This is a genomic window from Nocardiopsis sp. MT53 (genome assembly GCF_019598965.1).
Taxonomy (GTDB): Bacteria; Actinomycetota; Actinomycetes; order Streptosporangiales; family Streptosporangiaceae; genus Nocardiopsis; species Nocardiopsis changdeensis.
In genome coordinates, this window is sequence record NZ_CP080599.1 from 2,591,740 (window position 1) to 2,606,663 (window position 14,924).

Consider the following 14,924-nt stretch of genomic DNA (forward strand, 5'->3'; position numbering starts at 1 on the left):
CCCGCCGCGGGTGCGGCGGGCGCGGAGGCGGGTGGGACACTGGACGGGCCCACCAGACCCCGTCCGAACAGGCGACATGCGAACGATCAGACGCGACGGCGAGCACGAGCTGGAGATCAAGCGCTCCCGCTTCCTCTGCGCCCTGGCCCGCGTGGCCGACGAGGAGGCCGCCCGGGAGTTCATCGCCCGGCGGCGCAGGGAGCACTGGAGCGCGACCCACAACTGCACCGCGTACATCCTCGGCGAGGACGGCGGGATCCAGCGCTCCAGCGACGACGGCGAGCCCGCCGGCACCGCGGGCGTGCCCATGCTGGAGGTGCTGCGCCACCGGGGGATGACCGACACCGTCGCCGTCGTCACCCGCTACTACGGGGGCGTCAAGCTCGGCGCGGGCGGCCTGATCCGCGCCTACGGCAACGCCGTGTCCGCCGCGATCGACGCCGTCGGGGTGCTGGAGCGCCGCCGCCTGCTCCTCGTGGACGTGTTCGCCGACTACGTGATCGGCGGGCGGCTGGAGAGCGACCTGCGCGACTCCCGCTTCCACGTCCGCGAGGTCGACTACGGGGCCCGGGTGCGCGTCGAGGTGGCCCTGCCGGAGGCGGAGCTCCCGGAGTTCGAGGTCCTCCTCGCCGAGCTCACCGGCGGGAGGGCCGAGGCGGAGGTGCGCGGCAGCACCGTCGTGGACGTGGAGCCCTGAGCGGACGGCCCGGTTCACGGCGGCGTAACGACCGGTGGCCGTGTGTATCGGCACGCCGACACCCGGCTTAGGATTTGCCGTAAACGTCATCGTTCGTGGGGAGAAACCGTTCATGCGCAGCTCACGGGCGCCTGGGGCCCTCACCTGCGGCCTCGCGGTCCTGTTGCTCGCGGCGTGCAGCGGCGACCCCGACCCCGGCCCCGGGCCGTCCGGGCAGGAGAGCGAGCCCGCGCCGGTGCCCACGGCGTTCGAGGGCCAGGCCCCGCCCGGCATCGAGGGCGAGGTGCTGCGGGTCCTGCACGGTGACGGCGCCGACGTCCACGAGATCTTCGCCGACCCGCTGGGCGTGCGGATCAGCCCCGTCGGCGACGCCTTCCTGGTCAGCTCCGGGGGCGAGGACCGCCACCTGCTCCAGGACGCCGCCACCGGCGCCGACCTGTGGGAGGGCGAGGCGCGCTTCCGCGGCTTCGACGCCGACCTGGACGGCGACCCGGTGCTGCTGATGTCCGACGGGGACCGCCCCTTCGTCCTGGACGCCGGGGGCGGCGTCCTGTGGGAGCCCGCCGAGGAGGGCGACCTCTACCTGGACGGGATCGGCGTGCGCCGCCCCGCCGAGTGGTCGGCGGAGGAGCCCTACGGGGAGTACACGGTCCTGGACGCCGACGGCGGGGAGCTGTGGACCTACGAGTTCGCCGCCCCGCCGGAGGAGCCCTCCGACGAGCCCTCCGACGGCGCCGGGGAGGACGGGTCCGCGGACGGGGACGAGGCCGCGCGGGAGCCCGGCGAGGAGCCCCAGGGGCTCGGCGTGCCCGTCACCGCCTGGGACGGGGCCGTCCTGCTCGACTCCGGCGGCGGCGCCCTGCACGCCCGCTCCCTCGACCCCGACGAGCCCGGCGGGGAGCTGTGGACCCTGGACGCCGGGTCCGACGACGACCTGGGGCTGGCCGACCTCGCCCCCCTGCCCGTCCCGCACGTGCTGGGCCTGTTCCCGCTGCCCGCCCCGGAGGAGGACGCCACCGGGGACGGGGAGGAGGCCGGCGAGCCCGGCGACGACGTCCTGCTGGTGCGCTGGAGCAGTGCCGAGTCCCCCTCGGTGCTCTCCGCCCACGACCCGGCCGACGGCGCTCTGCTGTGGACCCTGGAGGAGCCCGGCCCCAACCCCGTCGGCGGCGCCTACGACCCGGCCGGGCCCGCGGGCGGCCTCTACGACACCGCCACCGGCACCTTCCTGCTGCCCCAGGCCAGCGGCACGGCCACCGCCGTCGCCGTCGACCTGGCCGCCGGAGAGGTGCTGTGGGGCCTGGAGGAGGAGGACGGCGCGTTCTCCCCGGCCTTCGCCCACGCCGGGTTCGTCTACGGCTCCGACCGCGGCGGGGAATCCGACTCCCAGGTGGTGCTGGACGCCCTCGACATGGACGTGGCCGCCGACGACCTGGACGCCCACGTCGAGGCCGTCACCGAGGGCGGGCACGCCATCCTCGTCCAGGGCCGCCAGCGCTTCGTCTACGGGCCGCCCCCACAGGAGGAGCCGGAGGAGTCCGCGAGCCCCTCCGAGTCCCCCGGCGACGACGCGAGCTGACGGTGCGGTTCGTGGTGGGAATTCCGCATTGACGGGTTTCCCGGGGGCTGGTAGACAATTGCCTGTCCTCTGCTCGGCCCGTGCCCCGTGCCGACCCCCCGACCCCGGCCCCTTCTCGGTGCCCGCCCGCACGCGCCACCCCGTCAGAGGGAGAGCAGCATCGTGGCCCCCTCCACCGAACCCACCGCGCCCCCCGGACGCCCCGCCCGCCAGGGCCGCGCGGCCCGCCTGTTCGGCTCCCTCCGGAACCGGGCCCGCGCCAACGCCTCCGGACTGACGGTCGTCCTCCTCACCGCAGCCCTGGTCAGCACCGTCCTGGGCACCGGAGCCCTCGGCCGCGCCGACGAGATGTCCGACGGCGCCGTGTGGCTGTGGACCAGCCCCCTCGGCGAGGCCGCCCGCGTCAACGGCAACAGCGGCGAGGTCGACCTGGTCGCGGGCCTGCCCGAGTCGGCGGGCACCGACGTCCGCGTCGTCCAGAACGACGACTACCTGCTCCTCTACGACCCCGTCACCGGCAAGGTCACCTCGGTGGACCTGCGCCGGATGGGCTTCTCCGGCGTCCTCGAACTGGGCTCCGGCGACTTCGACCTGGTGCTCGGCGAGGACGCGGCCGCGGTGATCGACCGGGCCTCCGGCGAGGTGAAGGCGGTCGACCCCGCCACCCTCCAGCCCACGGGGGAGACGCTGAAGATCCCGGCACCGCTGGTCGGCGGGGCCTTCGACGACGAGGGGACGCTCTGGCTGGGGGCGCCCTCCCAGGGCACCGTCGTGGGCGTGGAGATCCCCGAGGACGAGGCGGTCATCGAGCGGACCGCCGCCGTCGCCGAACCCGGCGCCGACCTCGCCCTCACGGTCCTGGACGAGGGGGCGCTCGCGGTCGACCGGACCGGGGACCGCCTCGTCACCCTGGACGCGGGCGGCGAGACGGAGGCCGTCGACTCCCCGGTGCCGCTGGAGGACGCCGAACTGCCCGCGCGGACCCGCGGCGACCTGGTCGCCGTGTCCCTGCCCGGCGCCGGAGAGGTCCTCACGGTGACCGACCCGCACGGCGCGGCCGGGGTCGCGCACTTCCCGGTCGGCGAGGACGCCGGCGCCGCCGTCGCCTACGAGGGGCGCGTCTACGTGCCGTTCGCCGGCGAGGGCACGGTGCGGGTCTTCGACGCCGAGGGCGGAGAACTCAACCCGGTCACCCTGCCCGAGGCCGAGGGGCCGCTGGAGCTGGAGGTCCGGGAGGGGCGCCTGTTCATCAACTCGCCCCGCACCGGGACCGCCGCGGTCGTCGACCCCGACGGCACGGCCACCATCGTCGACAAGTCCGACCCGCCGCCCGGCCCCGGCGACGAGGAGGACGGCGCCCCGGCGCCCGGCTCCCCCGACGCCGGCGACACCGGCGAGCCCGACGACCAGCCCGGCACGGACCCCGGGACCGGCCAGGCCGCCGACGAGCCCGGCGACGACGGACCGGCGGACCTGCCGGACCTCCCCGGCCCCGGCGACGAGTCCGGCGACGGCCAGGGCGGCCGCGGCGAGGGCGACGGCGCGGGCGAGGGGGACGGCCCCGGAGAGCCGCTTCCGCCCGTCCCGAGCTCCGACCCCAGCCCCGACCCCGAGGAGCCGGAGGAGCCCGAGGGCGCGCCGCCCGGCGCCCCCACCCCGGTGACCGCCACCGCGGGCGACGGCTCCGTCTCCCTGAGCTGGCCGGAGGCCTACTCCCCGGACGCGCCGGTGGAGGAGTACCTGATCACCTGGGACGACGGCGAGCTGACCGTCGGCGGCGACGAGCTCTCCGCCGAGATCTCCGACCTGGTCAACGGCACCACCTACCGGTTCCGTGTCCGGGCCGCCAACGCCAACGGGCCCGGCCCGGCGGCGCAGAGCACCGAGGTCACCCCCGGCGAGCGGGCACCGGGCGCCCCCGGCTCCGTGACGGCCACGGCCACCGGGGGCGGGAGCGCCACGGTCTCCTGGGAGGCGGTGGACGGTGCGCACGACTACCTGCTGACCATCGACGCGGCTTCGGGCGCGGACCCGGCCGACCGCACCTCCACCGGGACGTCCGCGGACGTCTCCGGGCTGACGCCGGGCGGGACCTACACCTTCACCGTCACCGCGCGGACCGAGGGCGGGGTGAGCGGCGGCTCGACGAGCAGCGAGCCGCTCACCATGCCCAAGCCGGAGCTGGGCGCTCCCGCGAGCGTCAGCCACACCGTCTCGGGCGGCAACGTGACCGTCACCTGGACCGCGGTCGAGGGCGCGGCGCGGTACACGATCACGCCGCGCGGCGACGGTGCGCTCCAGCCGGTGACGGTGGCCGGGTCCTCCGCCGGGGGCGGATCGGTGTCCCACACCATGGCCCGCGGGTCGACCGGGCGCTGCTACGGGTTCACCGTGGTCGCGGTGGCGGAGGACGGCACGGTCGCGCAGTCCTCGACCAGCGGTCCCTCCAGATGCGAAAGGGAGTTCCGGTGATGCGTCGTCGAACGAGGACCCGCGCCTCCTGGGCCGGGGTCCTGGTGGCCGCCGTCGCGGCGGTGCTGCTGTCCCCGACCTCGGCCGTACAGGCGGCCGACCCGGTCGCCATCTGCAACTCGGGGAGTGCGGAGGGGGCGTTGACGTACACACAGAACGCCGCCGGATGGCCCAGGTCCATTCCCGGCGGTGGCGGGACGATGTACCTCTTCTACGAGGGCAACCTCGGCCAGAACTGCGCCGTGACCGTCGGCTCCGGCGCCGTGGACATCGGCCTGCGCGTCTCGGGCGGCGCCGGGGCGCAGTGGAGCACCGGGAACGGGGTCACCGGCCCGGTGTACGTGCGGGCCAAGGGCGTCTGCGTCGACGTCACCGGCTCCTCCGGCGGTCGGTCCCACACCGTCTGGGGCACCAACTGCGGCAGCTGACCCTCAGCCCGCGCCGCGCTCGGTGCAGACCTCCTCGGAGTGGGCGATGGTGTCCGCGCCCAGGACGGCGATGACGATGAAGCAGTACTCCGTCTCCGGGTCGAGCCCCTCCACCCGGGCCTCGGCCGTGCCCGCCACCGCGTCGGCGAGCGAGGCTGGGGTGTCGCCCGCGGGGCCGCCCACGACGTGATGGGGGGCGGACTCCGCGCCGGGGGCCGCCGTCCAGGTCAGCACCACGGCCTCGCCGGAGTCCTCCAGGGCCACGTCCGCGGGTGCCGACTCCGGGTCGATGGCGGCGCCGGGGACCTCCGAGGCCTCCGGCAGCTCGGCCCCCGGAGGGGGTGTCTCCTCGCGGGACATGAGGCCCACCGCGCCCAGCACCGCCGCCACCGGGCCCGGGTTGAGGAAGGTCGCCACGCCCAGGACGATGACGAGGACCGACGCCGCCGCGACCACGATCCGGAGCGCGCCCCAGCGCGGTGCGCCCTCGTCCGGCTCCGGTCGCGGGCCGGCGCCGGGGGTGCCCGGCTCCAGCAGGCCGTGCCAGGGGTCACGCGGGGCGCCGCCCGAGGGCTGCCCGCCGGGCGGCGGCGGTGCCTGTCGGGCGACGACGGGGGGCGTCGATGGGGTCTGGTCGACGATGCCGTGCCAGGGGTCCCGGGGCACGGGGTCCGTCTTCGCCGGGAGGGGCGCCGTGGCGGTCGGCTCCACGGCGCCGCTCCGGGTCTGGGAGGGCGTACCCGGGGCCGGTGGCCGGGGGATGGGCGTCGCGGGGATGGTCGTCGGCCTCGCGGGGGCAGGGGGCTCCACCGGAGGGGGAGCGGGGTCGGTGCGCGGCCCGGGCCCGACCGGCGGCTCCGCCGCAGCCGGGGGCGCCTCCCCGGGCGCCTCCACCACAGGCGGCACCCCCGGCACTTCCCCGGCGGACGCCGTAGGGCTTACGGGAGCCGCTGTCCCCGCAGGCATCGCCTGCTCCACAGACGCCGCAGGGGCCCCGGGCGTCACAGGCATCGCGGGCGCGGTGTCCGGGACCGCCGCCTCCTCTGCGGGCGGGTCCTCCGTCGTGGGTGCCGCAGAGGCCACAGAGACCCCGGGCGTCACAGGCGCCGCAGGCATCGCGGGCGTCACGTCTGAGGCCGCCGCCTCCGTAAGGGGCACCGTCTTCTCTGCGGGTACCGCAGGGGCACCAGGGGGCGCGGACGCCGGGTTCGGGGCCGATGCTGCCTCTGCATGCGTCGCCTCGACCTCGGAGGGGTCCTCCTTCACAGGGGTCACGTGTGTCGCAGGGGGCACAGGTGTGCCGGGGGTCGCGGCTGCCTCTGCGGGCTGGCCCTCTGTCGTGGGCGCCGCAGAGGCCAGAGAGGCCGGAGGGGCCCCGGGTGTCACAGGTGGCGCAGGCATCGCAGGGTGCGCGGGCTCCGCAGGGGCCACGGGGGTCGCGGGCGTCGCGGGTGGGGCTTCGGGGACGGGCGGTGCGGGCGGGGTCGGCACCGCGCCTGGGGTGGCGGCTCGGAGGGCGGCGGCGAAGGCGGCCGCGTCGGGGTGGCGCAGGGCGGGGTCCTTGGCCAGGCCGCGCGACAGCACCGACCACCACGCGCCGGGCAGGTCCGCGCGCGGCGGCGGCAGCACCTCGGCGAGCACCCGCTCCCGGAGCGAGAACAGGTCCGCGGGGCCGTCGGCGAACGGCGGGCGCCCGGCCAGCAGCGTCCACAGCGTGGCGGCCAGCCGGTACACGTCGGAGGCCGGGGTCGCCGCCCGGCCGTCCACCGCCTCCGGCGGGGTGTGGGGCAGGGCGGCGACGTCCGGCGCGGGCCCGGGTGTCCTCAGCGGCAGCACTCGGTCCAGGCCGGTGAGCGCGACCTCCCCGCCGCCGAGCAGGACGTGCGAGGGCTCCACGGCGTGGTGCGCCAGCCCGGCCGCGTGCAGCGCCTCCAGCGCCCCGGCCACGACCGCCCCGACCCGGGCGACCTCCGGCAGGGGGAGCGGGTGGCGGCGGTCCAGCACCCCCGCGTAGTCGCCGTCCCCGTACAGGGGCATGGCGACGAAGGGCCGCCCCGACCGCGTGCTCCCGGCGGCCAGCACCCGCACCGCCCCGGGCACGTCCTCCGGCACCCGCGCCCGCTCCGGCGCGGCGCCGGCCGTGCGCGCCACCTTGAGGACGACCGGGTCGCCGCCGCCGTCCGGGACGGCCCGGTAGACGGTGGCGGCCGCACCCCGGTGCAGCACCTCCAGGGAGTGGAACCCCTCCACGAGGCTCCCGCCGGACGTCATCCGGTCCATCGCCCGTACCTCCTCACGGCCGGTCCATCCACGAAGCCCCCTACCGCGGCGGCGCTCACCGGGCCCGCCAGAACAGCGGCCGGGGGTCGAACCACCACAGCGCCCGCCGCGCCCGGCCGCGGGTCCGGCGCAGCCCGGACGAGCACCGCCGCACCGCGGCGGCGGCCTCGGCCGCCGCCTCCCGGCTCACCCGGGCGTTCTCGGCGAACCCGATCCAGTTCACCGCCCGGCCCAGCCGGTCCAGCCCGACGCCCGCCCCCGCGGGGAGCAGGCCGTCAACGGCGGCGAGGGTCTCGCCCACCGTCCGTCCGGCCGGGAGCGGCGCCCCGCACTGGCGCAGCGTGTCCCGCAGCTCCCACCAGGCGCCCAGCACCCGGCGCTCGGGGGACCCGGTCCGCAGCCGCAGCCACCTCCGGGCCAGCCGCGCCGCCGGGACCGCCACCGCCGCCGCGAGCAGCGCGGTGCCCGCGAACAGCGCGGGCCGGGTCCACGCGTCCTCGCGCTCCGGCGGCCGCTCCTGCGACCCCTGGGCCCCGCCGCCCTGCGCCCCCTGGCTCTCCGCCTCCGGGCCGTCCTCGTCGCCGGCGGTGCCGGCGGACGTCTCCTCGGGGGCCTCCTCGCCCTCCTCGCCGGGGGTCACGGAGAAGGGCACCCAGCCGAAGCCCTCGAAGTACACCTCGCCCCACGCGACGGCGTCGCCGGTGCGCACCGTGCGCGCGCCGCCCTCGGCGCCGTCCCCCGGGCCGAAGCCGACGACGACCCGGCTCGGCAGCCCGGCGGCCCTGGCCAGCAGGGCGAAGGCGCTGGCGAACTGCTCGGAGGTCCCCCCGCCGCCCTGCTCCCCGGGCGGCGCCAGCACCCGCGCGACGTGGGCGTACCCGTGGCCGCCCGGGGACTCGGCGGAGAAGTGGTGCGACTCGCGCAGGTACTCGGCGATGAGCCGGGCCCGCTCGTAGGGCGGCCCCTGGCCGGAGACCGCGGCGACCACGTCGTTCAGGACCGGGGGAGCCCCCGGGGGCAGCTCCCGGTACCGGTCGAACTCCGGGCCCGCCGGGACGTGCGCCGTCTCCAGCTCGGCGGGCCGCCAGTCGCCCACGTCCCCGGTGACCGTGTACTCCGTGCCCGCGACCGGGCCCTCCCGGAGCACCACCACCCCCGACCGGGCGTCGTGGCCCACGGAGGGCAGGTCGATCGTGCGCGGGGCCCCGACGACCGGGACCCACCCGCCGGGCAGTTCCTCGCCCACGGCCACCTCCGCGCTGCCGCGGACGGCGTGCGGCGGCGCGGGCACCGGCGCGGGGAGCACCTCTCCGGCGGCCCGGTAGCCCCCCTCCGGCAGCCACGTCGTGCCGGTGAAGTCCGCCAGGGCGACCCAGCGCAGTTCGACGGGCTCCTCGGACCGCACCGTCAGCAGCGGGTCGTCCGGGGCGGCGGCCCACTCGGAGAGGTGGCCGAGCGGGTTCAGGGCGGCCTCGGGGGCCAGTGGCGGGGTGAGGGCCTCGCGCGGGTCGCGCGGCCGGGCCTCCCAGTCCGCGAGGAGCACCGGGCCGCCGAACACCGTGACGGCGGCCGCCAGGACGGTGACGAGCACCGTCGTCAGGAACCGGCCGGCCCGCCCGCCCGGCGCCGCCCCCTCCGGGCCGCCGTCCTCGACCACCAGGTCGGCGGCCGTCGGACCGTCCGCCCCCGGCGGCGGGCGTTCGGCGGAGACCGCGGACATCAGCAGCACCGCGGCCACCGCCACGAGCCCGATCGAGGGGAACCCGGGCGGGGCCACCGGCCCGTTGAGCACCACCGCGCCCACCAGCCACAGCAGCCCCGGCAGGATCGCCAGCGCGGGCCGCCGCCCGTGCCAGAGCAGCACCGAGCCGACCCCGGCGAGCCAGGTGGCCAGCAGCGGAGCCGTGAGCGTGTCCACGCTGAGCGGCGTGGGAGCGGCACTGGTCAGGATCCGGGCGCCGGAGTGGACCAGCGCCTCGACCGTGGAGTCGACCACGCCCGTCCCCTGGCCCGGGAGCAGGACGGCGCAGACGACGACCGCCGCCAGCGGCAGCGGGAGCCCGGCCGGGACCACCAGGGACGGGCGCAGCCGGGCCCGGGCCGCCAGCGTCACCAGCACCGCGAGCAGCGCGCACGCCGGCAGCACCACCTGCACCGGCAGGGGCGTCGCGTACCCGGGGGCGAGCGCCACGCCTCCGGCGGAGGAGGCCAGGACCAGGCCCGCGGCCGCCAGGAGCGTCCGCGGGACCGCGCGCCCCCCGCCGGTCCCGCCGGGGGAGGCGTCCGCGCGCTCGCGCGTCAGCGTGACCATGGGGCTCCGTTCCAGCGTTCCGCGAAACCGCGCGCGTCCCCGGCGCAGAGCAGGGTCACCGACGGCGGCGCCGCCGGCCGCTCCGCCGCTCCGAGGGAGATCGCGACCAGGGAGGAGTAGTGGTGCTCCAGCCGGCCGAACGACCGCAGGTCGGCGGTGCCGAGCGCGCCCCCCACCAGGATCGCGGTGTCCCCGGCCGGCCGGGACCGGGCCAGGCGCAGGGCGCCCTCCAGGTCGGCGTCCGGGGAGGGGACCGCCTCGGCGAGCAGGTCGAGCATCGGCGGCAGCCCGCCGGCGGAGTCGCGCCCCCGGCCGCTCACCAGCCACAGCTCGCAGTGCATGGACGCGCCCACCCCCGTCCCCACCAGGGAGGCGGCCACGCTCGCCACCTCGTCGAGCGCGTCCTCGCCGCCCGGGGCGGGCCGGTCGTCGACGATGACGTGCAGCCGCGGCTGGGAGACGTCGATGTACTCCCGCACCACGAGCCGGTCCAGCCGGGCCGAGCTGCGCCAGTGGACGTGCCGCAGGTCGTCCCCGGGGACGTGGTCGCGCAGGGTGTGGAAGGTCAGGGCCCCGGAGGGCGCCCCGTCGGCCTCGCCGTCGGGGTCGGCGCGCCGGCCCACCGGCACCGAGCCGAGCGGCTCCCACCGGGGGTGGACCCAGACCAGGTCCGTGTCCCCGTGGTCGCGGTACGCCGCGGCCAGCCCCAGCGGGTCCGAGCGGCCCGCGCGCAGCGGGCCCAGCCGGACGAGGCCGCGGCGGCCGGGCCGGAACCGGTAGTGGACCTCGGCGGCGGCCCGCCCCGCCAGCCGCTGCGGCCGCACCGGCCGCTCGCCCCGGTGGCCGCCCACGCGGTCGGCGGCGCGGACGGCCCGCCGCCCGGTGTTGCGCAGGGAGAGCCGCACGTCCACGGCGGCGCCGGGGGACGTGCGGACCGCGGAGGGGGAGCGCTCGACGGCCACGGCCGCCGGCCGCCCCACCGCGACCACGGCCAGGACGACCGCCGCCACGGCCACGCCGCCGAGCAGGGCCAGCTCCTGGTACTCGGACAGGACGCCGAGCACGAGCAGCAGGACACCGGTCCCGGCGACGGCCAGGCCCCGTGCTGTCGGCATCAGCCGGCCGCCGGGCCCGCGGGACGGCCGGGCGTGGGCGCGGGGGTGTCGCGGAGGATCTCCTCCAGCACGTCGGCGCCGCCCCGGCCGCCGATCGACGCCTCCGGGGAGGGGACCAGCCGGTGCGCCCAGACCGGGCGGGCCAGGTACTTGACGTCCTCGGGCTCCACGTAGGGGCGCCCGGAGGCGAGCGCGAACATCTTCGCAGTCCGCGCCATCGCCACCGTGGACCGGGTGGACAGGCCCACGCTCAGCTCCGCGCGGTCGCGGGTGGCGTGGGCGACGCGCAGGATGTACTCGTAGATCGAGTCGTGGACGAACACCCGCCGCGCGTCCCCGCGCAGCAGCTCCGCCTCCTCCGCGCTCAGGACGGGCTTCAGGTCGTCCGGGGAGGTCAGCGTCTCCCCGCGCATGATGGCGATCTCCGCGGCAGGGTCGGCGTAGCCCAGGGAGAGGCGCATGAGGAAGCGGTCCAGCTGGGCCTCGGGCAGCCGGTAGGTGCCCGACATCTCCACGGGGTTCTGGGTGGCCACGACCAGGAACGGGGAGGGCACCGCGTACCGCTCGCCGTCCACGGTGACCGCCTGCTCCTCCATGACCTCCAGCAGGGCCGACTGCGTCTTGGGCGAGGCCCGGTTGATCTCGTCGGCGACGACGACGTTGGCGAAGACCGGGCCGGGCCGGAACTCGAACTCCCGGGTGGCCTGGTTGAAGATCGTCACGCCGGTGACGTCGGAGGGCAGCAGGTCGGGGGTGAACTGGACGCGGCGCCAGTCGCCGCCCGCGACGGCGGCGACGGCGCGGGCCAGCGTGGTTTTGCCGGTGCCGGGCACGTCCTCCAGCAGGACGTGCCCCTGGCACAGCATGGCGACCAGGGCCAGGCGCACGACCTCGGACTTGCCCAGCAGGGCGGTCTCGACCGAGGCGGCGACACCGTCGAACAGGTCGGCGCGGATGACCGCGTCGTCCATGGTCAGCGGGAGGGCGGGGGCCGTGGCGGCGTGCGTGTTCACAGTGCGGTTTCCGGGGTGGTGAGGGAGGGAGGCGGAGGTGTCGGCCCCGGCGCGGGCGCGCCGGGGCCGGATTCAGGCGTGCAGTGGTGTGGCCCCCTTGCCCTTGCCTCTCAGCGCCGGCCCCGACATGCCGTACGACTGTCCCGACCCCGCGCCCTCGAAGGCGCTCGCCAGCATGCCGAGCAGGCTGGTGGCGCCGCCGAGGGCGGCCCCGGCCGCGCCCAGCACGGTGGCCCCGGCGCTCATGGCCATACCCGCCATGGCGGGCAGGGCGCTCGCTCCGAGCTTGAGGGCGCCCAGGCCGAAGCCGAGCGCGCCGCTGCCGATGCCCTTCGCCAGGCCGCCCCAGCCGCCGCGGGCGGCGAGCCAGCTCGCCCCCCGGCTGCCGAGGAAGCTCAGGGCGCGGCCGCCGGCGGCCCGCAGGGCGGTGCCGCCCGCGGCGGCGAGGAGGGGTACGAAGAAGGCCATGGCGGATCGTCCTTTGTGATCGGGTGCGGTTGCGGGGAGCGGGGGCGGGGGGTCACACCTGCATGGAGTCCGGTCCGTCGCCGTCCGGGGTGATCCGCACGGCGCCGATGTAGGAGGAGCGGTAGTACTGCGAGTCCAGGGAGACCTCTTCGATGGGTTTGCGGGAGTTCGCCGCATGGACCATCATGCCCCCGCCGGCGTAGATGCCGACATGGGAGGGGCTGGCCGCGCCCGGGTTGGTGTGGAAGAAGAGCAGGTCGCCGGGCTGGAGGACGGAGACGTCCAGGCTGCCCTCCTGGACGCGCTCGGCCGTCCCTCCCCGGTAGTCCGGATGGTCCGGGTTCCACTGGGTGGTCGTCACCCAGGGGATCTGCACCCCGGCCGCCCGCCACGCCCCCTGGGTGAGCCCGGAGCAGTCGAAGGAGTCGGGGCCCCGGCCGCCCCAGACGTAGGGTTTGCCGAGCTGGGCCCGGGCGAACTCCACCGCCGTCCGGTGGGCCTCGCCGACGTCGCCGAGGAACGCCGCCTGCGTGGCGCCGCCCCCGCCCTCGCACTCCCGGTCGGAGGAGCCCGAGGACGCCTGGACGATGTTCAGGGAGGGGGAGGTCGGGGCGATCCCCGAGTTCTGGTAGTACTCGGCGACCTCGAAGACCTGGTCGACGTACCACTTGGCGGGGTTGTGCCGGAAGACCGTGCACTGCATGGGGGTCAGGTCGCTCCGCCCGCAGACGGAGGATGAGCCCTTCTGCTCGGCCTGGCGGGCGTAGTAGGCGATGCGGAAGGCCCCGGAGGTGATGTTGTCCCACGGGTCCCAGACGTTGACCATGCCGTCGTCGTTGCCGTCGATGCCGAAGTACCGGGGGTTCGACGGCATCGCGCCGACCTCGTGGTCGTAGGGGACGCGCGCCGAGACCGGTTCCTTGGGCTCGCCGCCCCACGCGTTGCCCGCGCTGCCGAGCCGGCCGCCGACCTGCCCGGTCACCGGGTCCTTGACGCCGAACTGGACGATCCCGGCCGCCCCGTAGGGGTTGCGCTGCCCCTCGACCAGGCCGGAGTGCCAGTTCGGGTCGGTGGAGACGTAGGCGCCGTTCTGGGTCTCGATGGCCCCGATGGCGGCCATCAGCTCCCAGGGGAGGTCGTACGCCTCCGCCGCGGTCCGGTGCATGCGCAGGATGTTCTCGGGGATGTCGACGCGGACGGTCTTGGTCGAGGAGCCGGGCTCCCCGTGCGCGCTGATGGTGATGGTCTTCTGCGACGACCCCGTCGTGGAGGCGTGGACGACCCCGCCGCCCCCCTGGTCCGCCCCGGTGAAGCCGCTCGCGGTGGCGCCCGTGGGGCCGCACATCGTGGCGGCGTAGGCGATGCCCCCCATGACGGCGAGCGCGGTGACGCCCCCGCCCACCCGGGCGGCCCCGCCGCCCTGCGGCAGGGCGACCGACCCCCGGTCGCCGTCGCGTCCGCCCGGGGGCAGGACGAGGGCGACCAGCCGGGACCACAGCGCCTTCGCCCGTGTACGCGCGCGGGTGCTCATCCGGTCTCCGCGATGTCCCCGACGGCGGCTCCCTGGAAGGCGTACACGGCCCACCCCCCTTCCTCGGGGACCATGGTGACCGCGTACGACACGGGCTCGTTCCCCCCGTCGTCCCCGGTGTCGGTCATGAACCGCGCCTCCACCTCGAAGATCACCGATCCCTCCCCGATGTTGCGGATGCCGGTGACCACCGCGTCCGACCGCAGCGCCTGGGGGTCCCCCTGGGGGACGGCGCTGGTGGGGGCGCCCAGGACGAGGGCCTCCACGGCTCCGAAGAACTCCTCGGACACCAGGGGCGAGAGCCGGGCGAGGCGCTCCTCGTCGGTCTCCTCCGGGCGGACCTCGGTGTAGGCGGCGACGAAGCTCCGAGCGCTCTCGGCGCCGGCGCGGAGCTCGTCCTCGGAATGGGGCATGAGCGCCAGGACGTCGTCCACGGGCTCGCCGGGGGCCTGCGTCGCCGGGGCCTCCGCTCCGGGCCCGGGGTCGGGCTCCTCGGCGTCGGAACCGCCCGAGAGCTGCCGGAACAGCAGGACGAGGGCGACGACCAGGGCCGCGATGATCGCGATCACGATCGTTTTCTCGCGTGAACCGCTGGTGAAGTCGCTCATGCTGGACCCGCCGTTCCGCTCCTGGACATCCGGTACATCCATACAGAGGGCGTTCCGGTACGGCAATGGATTAAGGCGTCCGGATATGGTGACGCAGCGTGAACGAGGATAACTTTTAGATAAACCCTTGAGTGTTCCATTGTTCGCGGGCAAGAAGTCCCGAATGGATCTCCTGGCGAAAGGCGGGGGTCGACCAAGCGCGATCACACTTCGGAGTTTCCGAATTCCGCATGGTGACCGAGAAAAAGTCCATCTTTTTCGCATTGTCGACGGAGAGTCCATGCGGTCCATTGCTCAAAGTGACGAATGTGACACTGGTCACTTGAGGGGTTTTATGTCTTTGCGGTATATATGGCCTGCTGTTCGACCCCCGCCCCGGCCCAGCGGCATCACCGTCCGTTATCTCCTGTCCGCGGACTCCG

Annotated in this window: 11 protein-coding genes; 4 read left to right on the forward strand and 7 right to left on the reverse strand. The window is 76.3% G+C overall.

Translation table 11 applies throughout. From position 1 onward, the window contains the following. The first annotated feature begins 76 nt into the window (after window positions 1–76). The 4 genes from K1J57_RS11490 to K1J57_RS11505 all read left to right on the forward strand — a co-directional run bounded on the left by K1J57_RS11490 (window position 77) and on the right by K1J57_RS11505 (window position 5,176). A complete protein-coding gene (locus K1J57_RS11490) occupies window positions 77–697 on the forward strand; it encodes a YigZ family protein (RefSeq protein ID WP_220564431.1) in 621 nt (206 codons plus the stop codon). Between the two features lie 112 nt (window positions 698–809). Further along, window positions 810–2,276: a PQQ-binding-like beta-propeller repeat protein gene (locus K1J57_RS11495; protein WP_220564432.1), complete on the forward strand. Its 1,467-nt coding sequence runs from the start codon at window positions 810–812 to the stop codon at window positions 2,274–2,276. A 162-nt stretch (window positions 2,277–2,438) separates the two neighbouring features. Beyond that, a complete protein-coding gene (locus K1J57_RS11500; protein WP_220564433.1) occupies window positions 2,439–4,748 on the forward strand; it encodes a fibronectin type III domain-containing protein in 2,310 nt (769 codons plus the stop codon). After that, the gene (locus tag K1J57_RS11505; protein WP_220564434.1) at window positions 4,748–5,176 is read left to right on the forward strand and encodes a spore-associated protein; all 429 of its coding nucleotides are present in this window, start codon (window positions 4,748–4,750) and stop codon (window positions 5,174–5,176) included. The genes K1J57_RS11500 and K1J57_RS11505 overlap by 1 nt, the downstream gene beginning before the upstream one ends. 3 nt (window positions 5,177–5,179) lie before the next feature. On the opposite strand, the gene K1J57_RS11510 is transcribed toward K1J57_RS11505, so the two are convergent. The 7 genes from K1J57_RS11510 to K1J57_RS11540 all read right to left on the reverse strand — a co-directional run bounded on the left by K1J57_RS11510 (window position 5,180) and on the right by K1J57_RS11540 (window position 14,544). Then, window positions 5,180–7,456, reverse strand: a complete 2,277-nt coding sequence (locus K1J57_RS11510; protein WP_220564435.1) for a hypothetical protein — start codon at window positions 7,454–7,456, stop codon at window positions 5,180–5,182. A gap of 55 nt (window positions 7,457–7,511) precedes the next feature. Continuing rightward, entirely contained in the window at window positions 7,512–9,767 is a 2,256-nt protein-coding gene (locus K1J57_RS11515; protein WP_220564436.1) for a transglutaminase domain-containing protein, read from the reverse strand. Then, window positions 9,755–10,882 carry a DUF58 domain-containing protein gene (locus K1J57_RS11520; RefSeq protein ID WP_220564437.1) on the reverse strand — a complete coding sequence of 376 codons (1,128 nt, stop codon included), beginning with the start codon at window positions 10,880–10,882 and terminating at the stop codon, window positions 9,755–9,757. The genes K1J57_RS11515 and K1J57_RS11520 overlap by 13 nt, the downstream gene beginning before the upstream one ends. Next, window positions 10,882–11,853, reverse strand: a complete 972-nt coding sequence (locus K1J57_RS11525; protein ID WP_220565464.1) for a MoxR family ATPase — start codon at window positions 11,851–11,853, stop codon at window positions 10,882–10,884. The genes K1J57_RS11520 and K1J57_RS11525 overlap by 1 nt, the downstream gene beginning before the upstream one ends. Window positions 11,854–11,967: 114 nt before the next feature. Then, window positions 11,968–12,363, reverse strand: coding sequence for a hypothetical protein (locus K1J57_RS11530; RefSeq protein ID WP_220564438.1), 396 nt, complete (start codon window positions 12,361–12,363; stop codon window positions 11,968–11,970). A gap of 52 nt (window positions 12,364–12,415) precedes the next feature. After that, on the reverse strand, window positions 12,416–13,894 hold the full coding sequence (locus tag K1J57_RS11535; protein ID WP_220564439.1) for a bifunctional lysozyme/C40 family peptidase: 1,479 nt from the start codon (window positions 13,892–13,894) through the stop codon (window positions 12,416–12,418). Continuing rightward, window positions 13,891–14,544 (reverse strand): hypothetical protein, encoded by a 654-nt coding sequence (locus K1J57_RS11540; protein ID WP_255646972.1) that lies wholly within the window; start codon window positions 14,542–14,544, stop codon window positions 13,891–13,893. Before K1J57_RS11540 ends, K1J57_RS11535 begins: the two co-directional genes overlap by 4 nt. Window positions 14,545–14,924 lie beyond the last annotated feature (380 nt).

Excerpts from the sequence above, each read along its gene's own strand:
- K1J57_RS11505 (WP_220564434.1), top strand. The coding sequence starts at position 4,748 with ATGCGTCGTCGAACGAGGACCCGCGCCTCCTGGGCCGGGGTCCTGGTG.
- K1J57_RS11520 (WP_220564437.1), bottom strand. The coding sequence starts at position 10,882 with ATGCCGACAGCACGGGGCCTGGCCGTCGCCGGGACCGGTGTCCTGCTG.
- K1J57_RS11495 (WP_220564432.1), top strand. The coding sequence starts at position 810 with ATGCGCAGCTCACGGGCGCCTGGGGCCCTCACCTGCGGCCTCGCGGTC.
- K1J57_RS11510 (WP_220564435.1), bottom strand. The coding sequence starts at position 7,456 with ATGGACCGGATGACGTCCGGCGGGAGCCTCGTGGAGGGGTTCCACTCC.
- K1J57_RS11530 (WP_220564438.1), bottom strand. The coding sequence starts at position 12,363 with ATGGCCTTCTTCGTACCCCTCCTCGCCGCCGCGGGCGGCACCGCCCTG.
- K1J57_RS11525 (WP_220565464.1), bottom strand. The coding sequence starts at position 11,853 with ATGGACGACGCGGTCATCCGCGCCGACCTGTTCGACGGTGTCGCCGCC.
- K1J57_RS11515 (WP_220564436.1), bottom strand. The coding sequence starts at position 9,767 with ATGGTCACGCTGACGCGCGAGCGCGCGGACGCCTCCCCCGGCGGGACC.
- K1J57_RS11540 (WP_255646972.1), bottom strand. The coding sequence starts at position 14,544 with ATGGATGTACCGGATGTCCAGGAGCGGAACGGCGGGTCCAGCATGAGC.
- K1J57_RS11490 (WP_220564431.1), top strand. The coding sequence starts at position 77 with ATGCGAACGATCAGACGCGACGGCGAGCACGAGCTGGAGATCAAGCGC.
- K1J57_RS11535 (WP_220564439.1), bottom strand. The coding sequence starts at position 13,894 with ATGAGCACCCGCGCGCGTACACGGGCGAAGGCGCTGTGGTCCCGGCTG.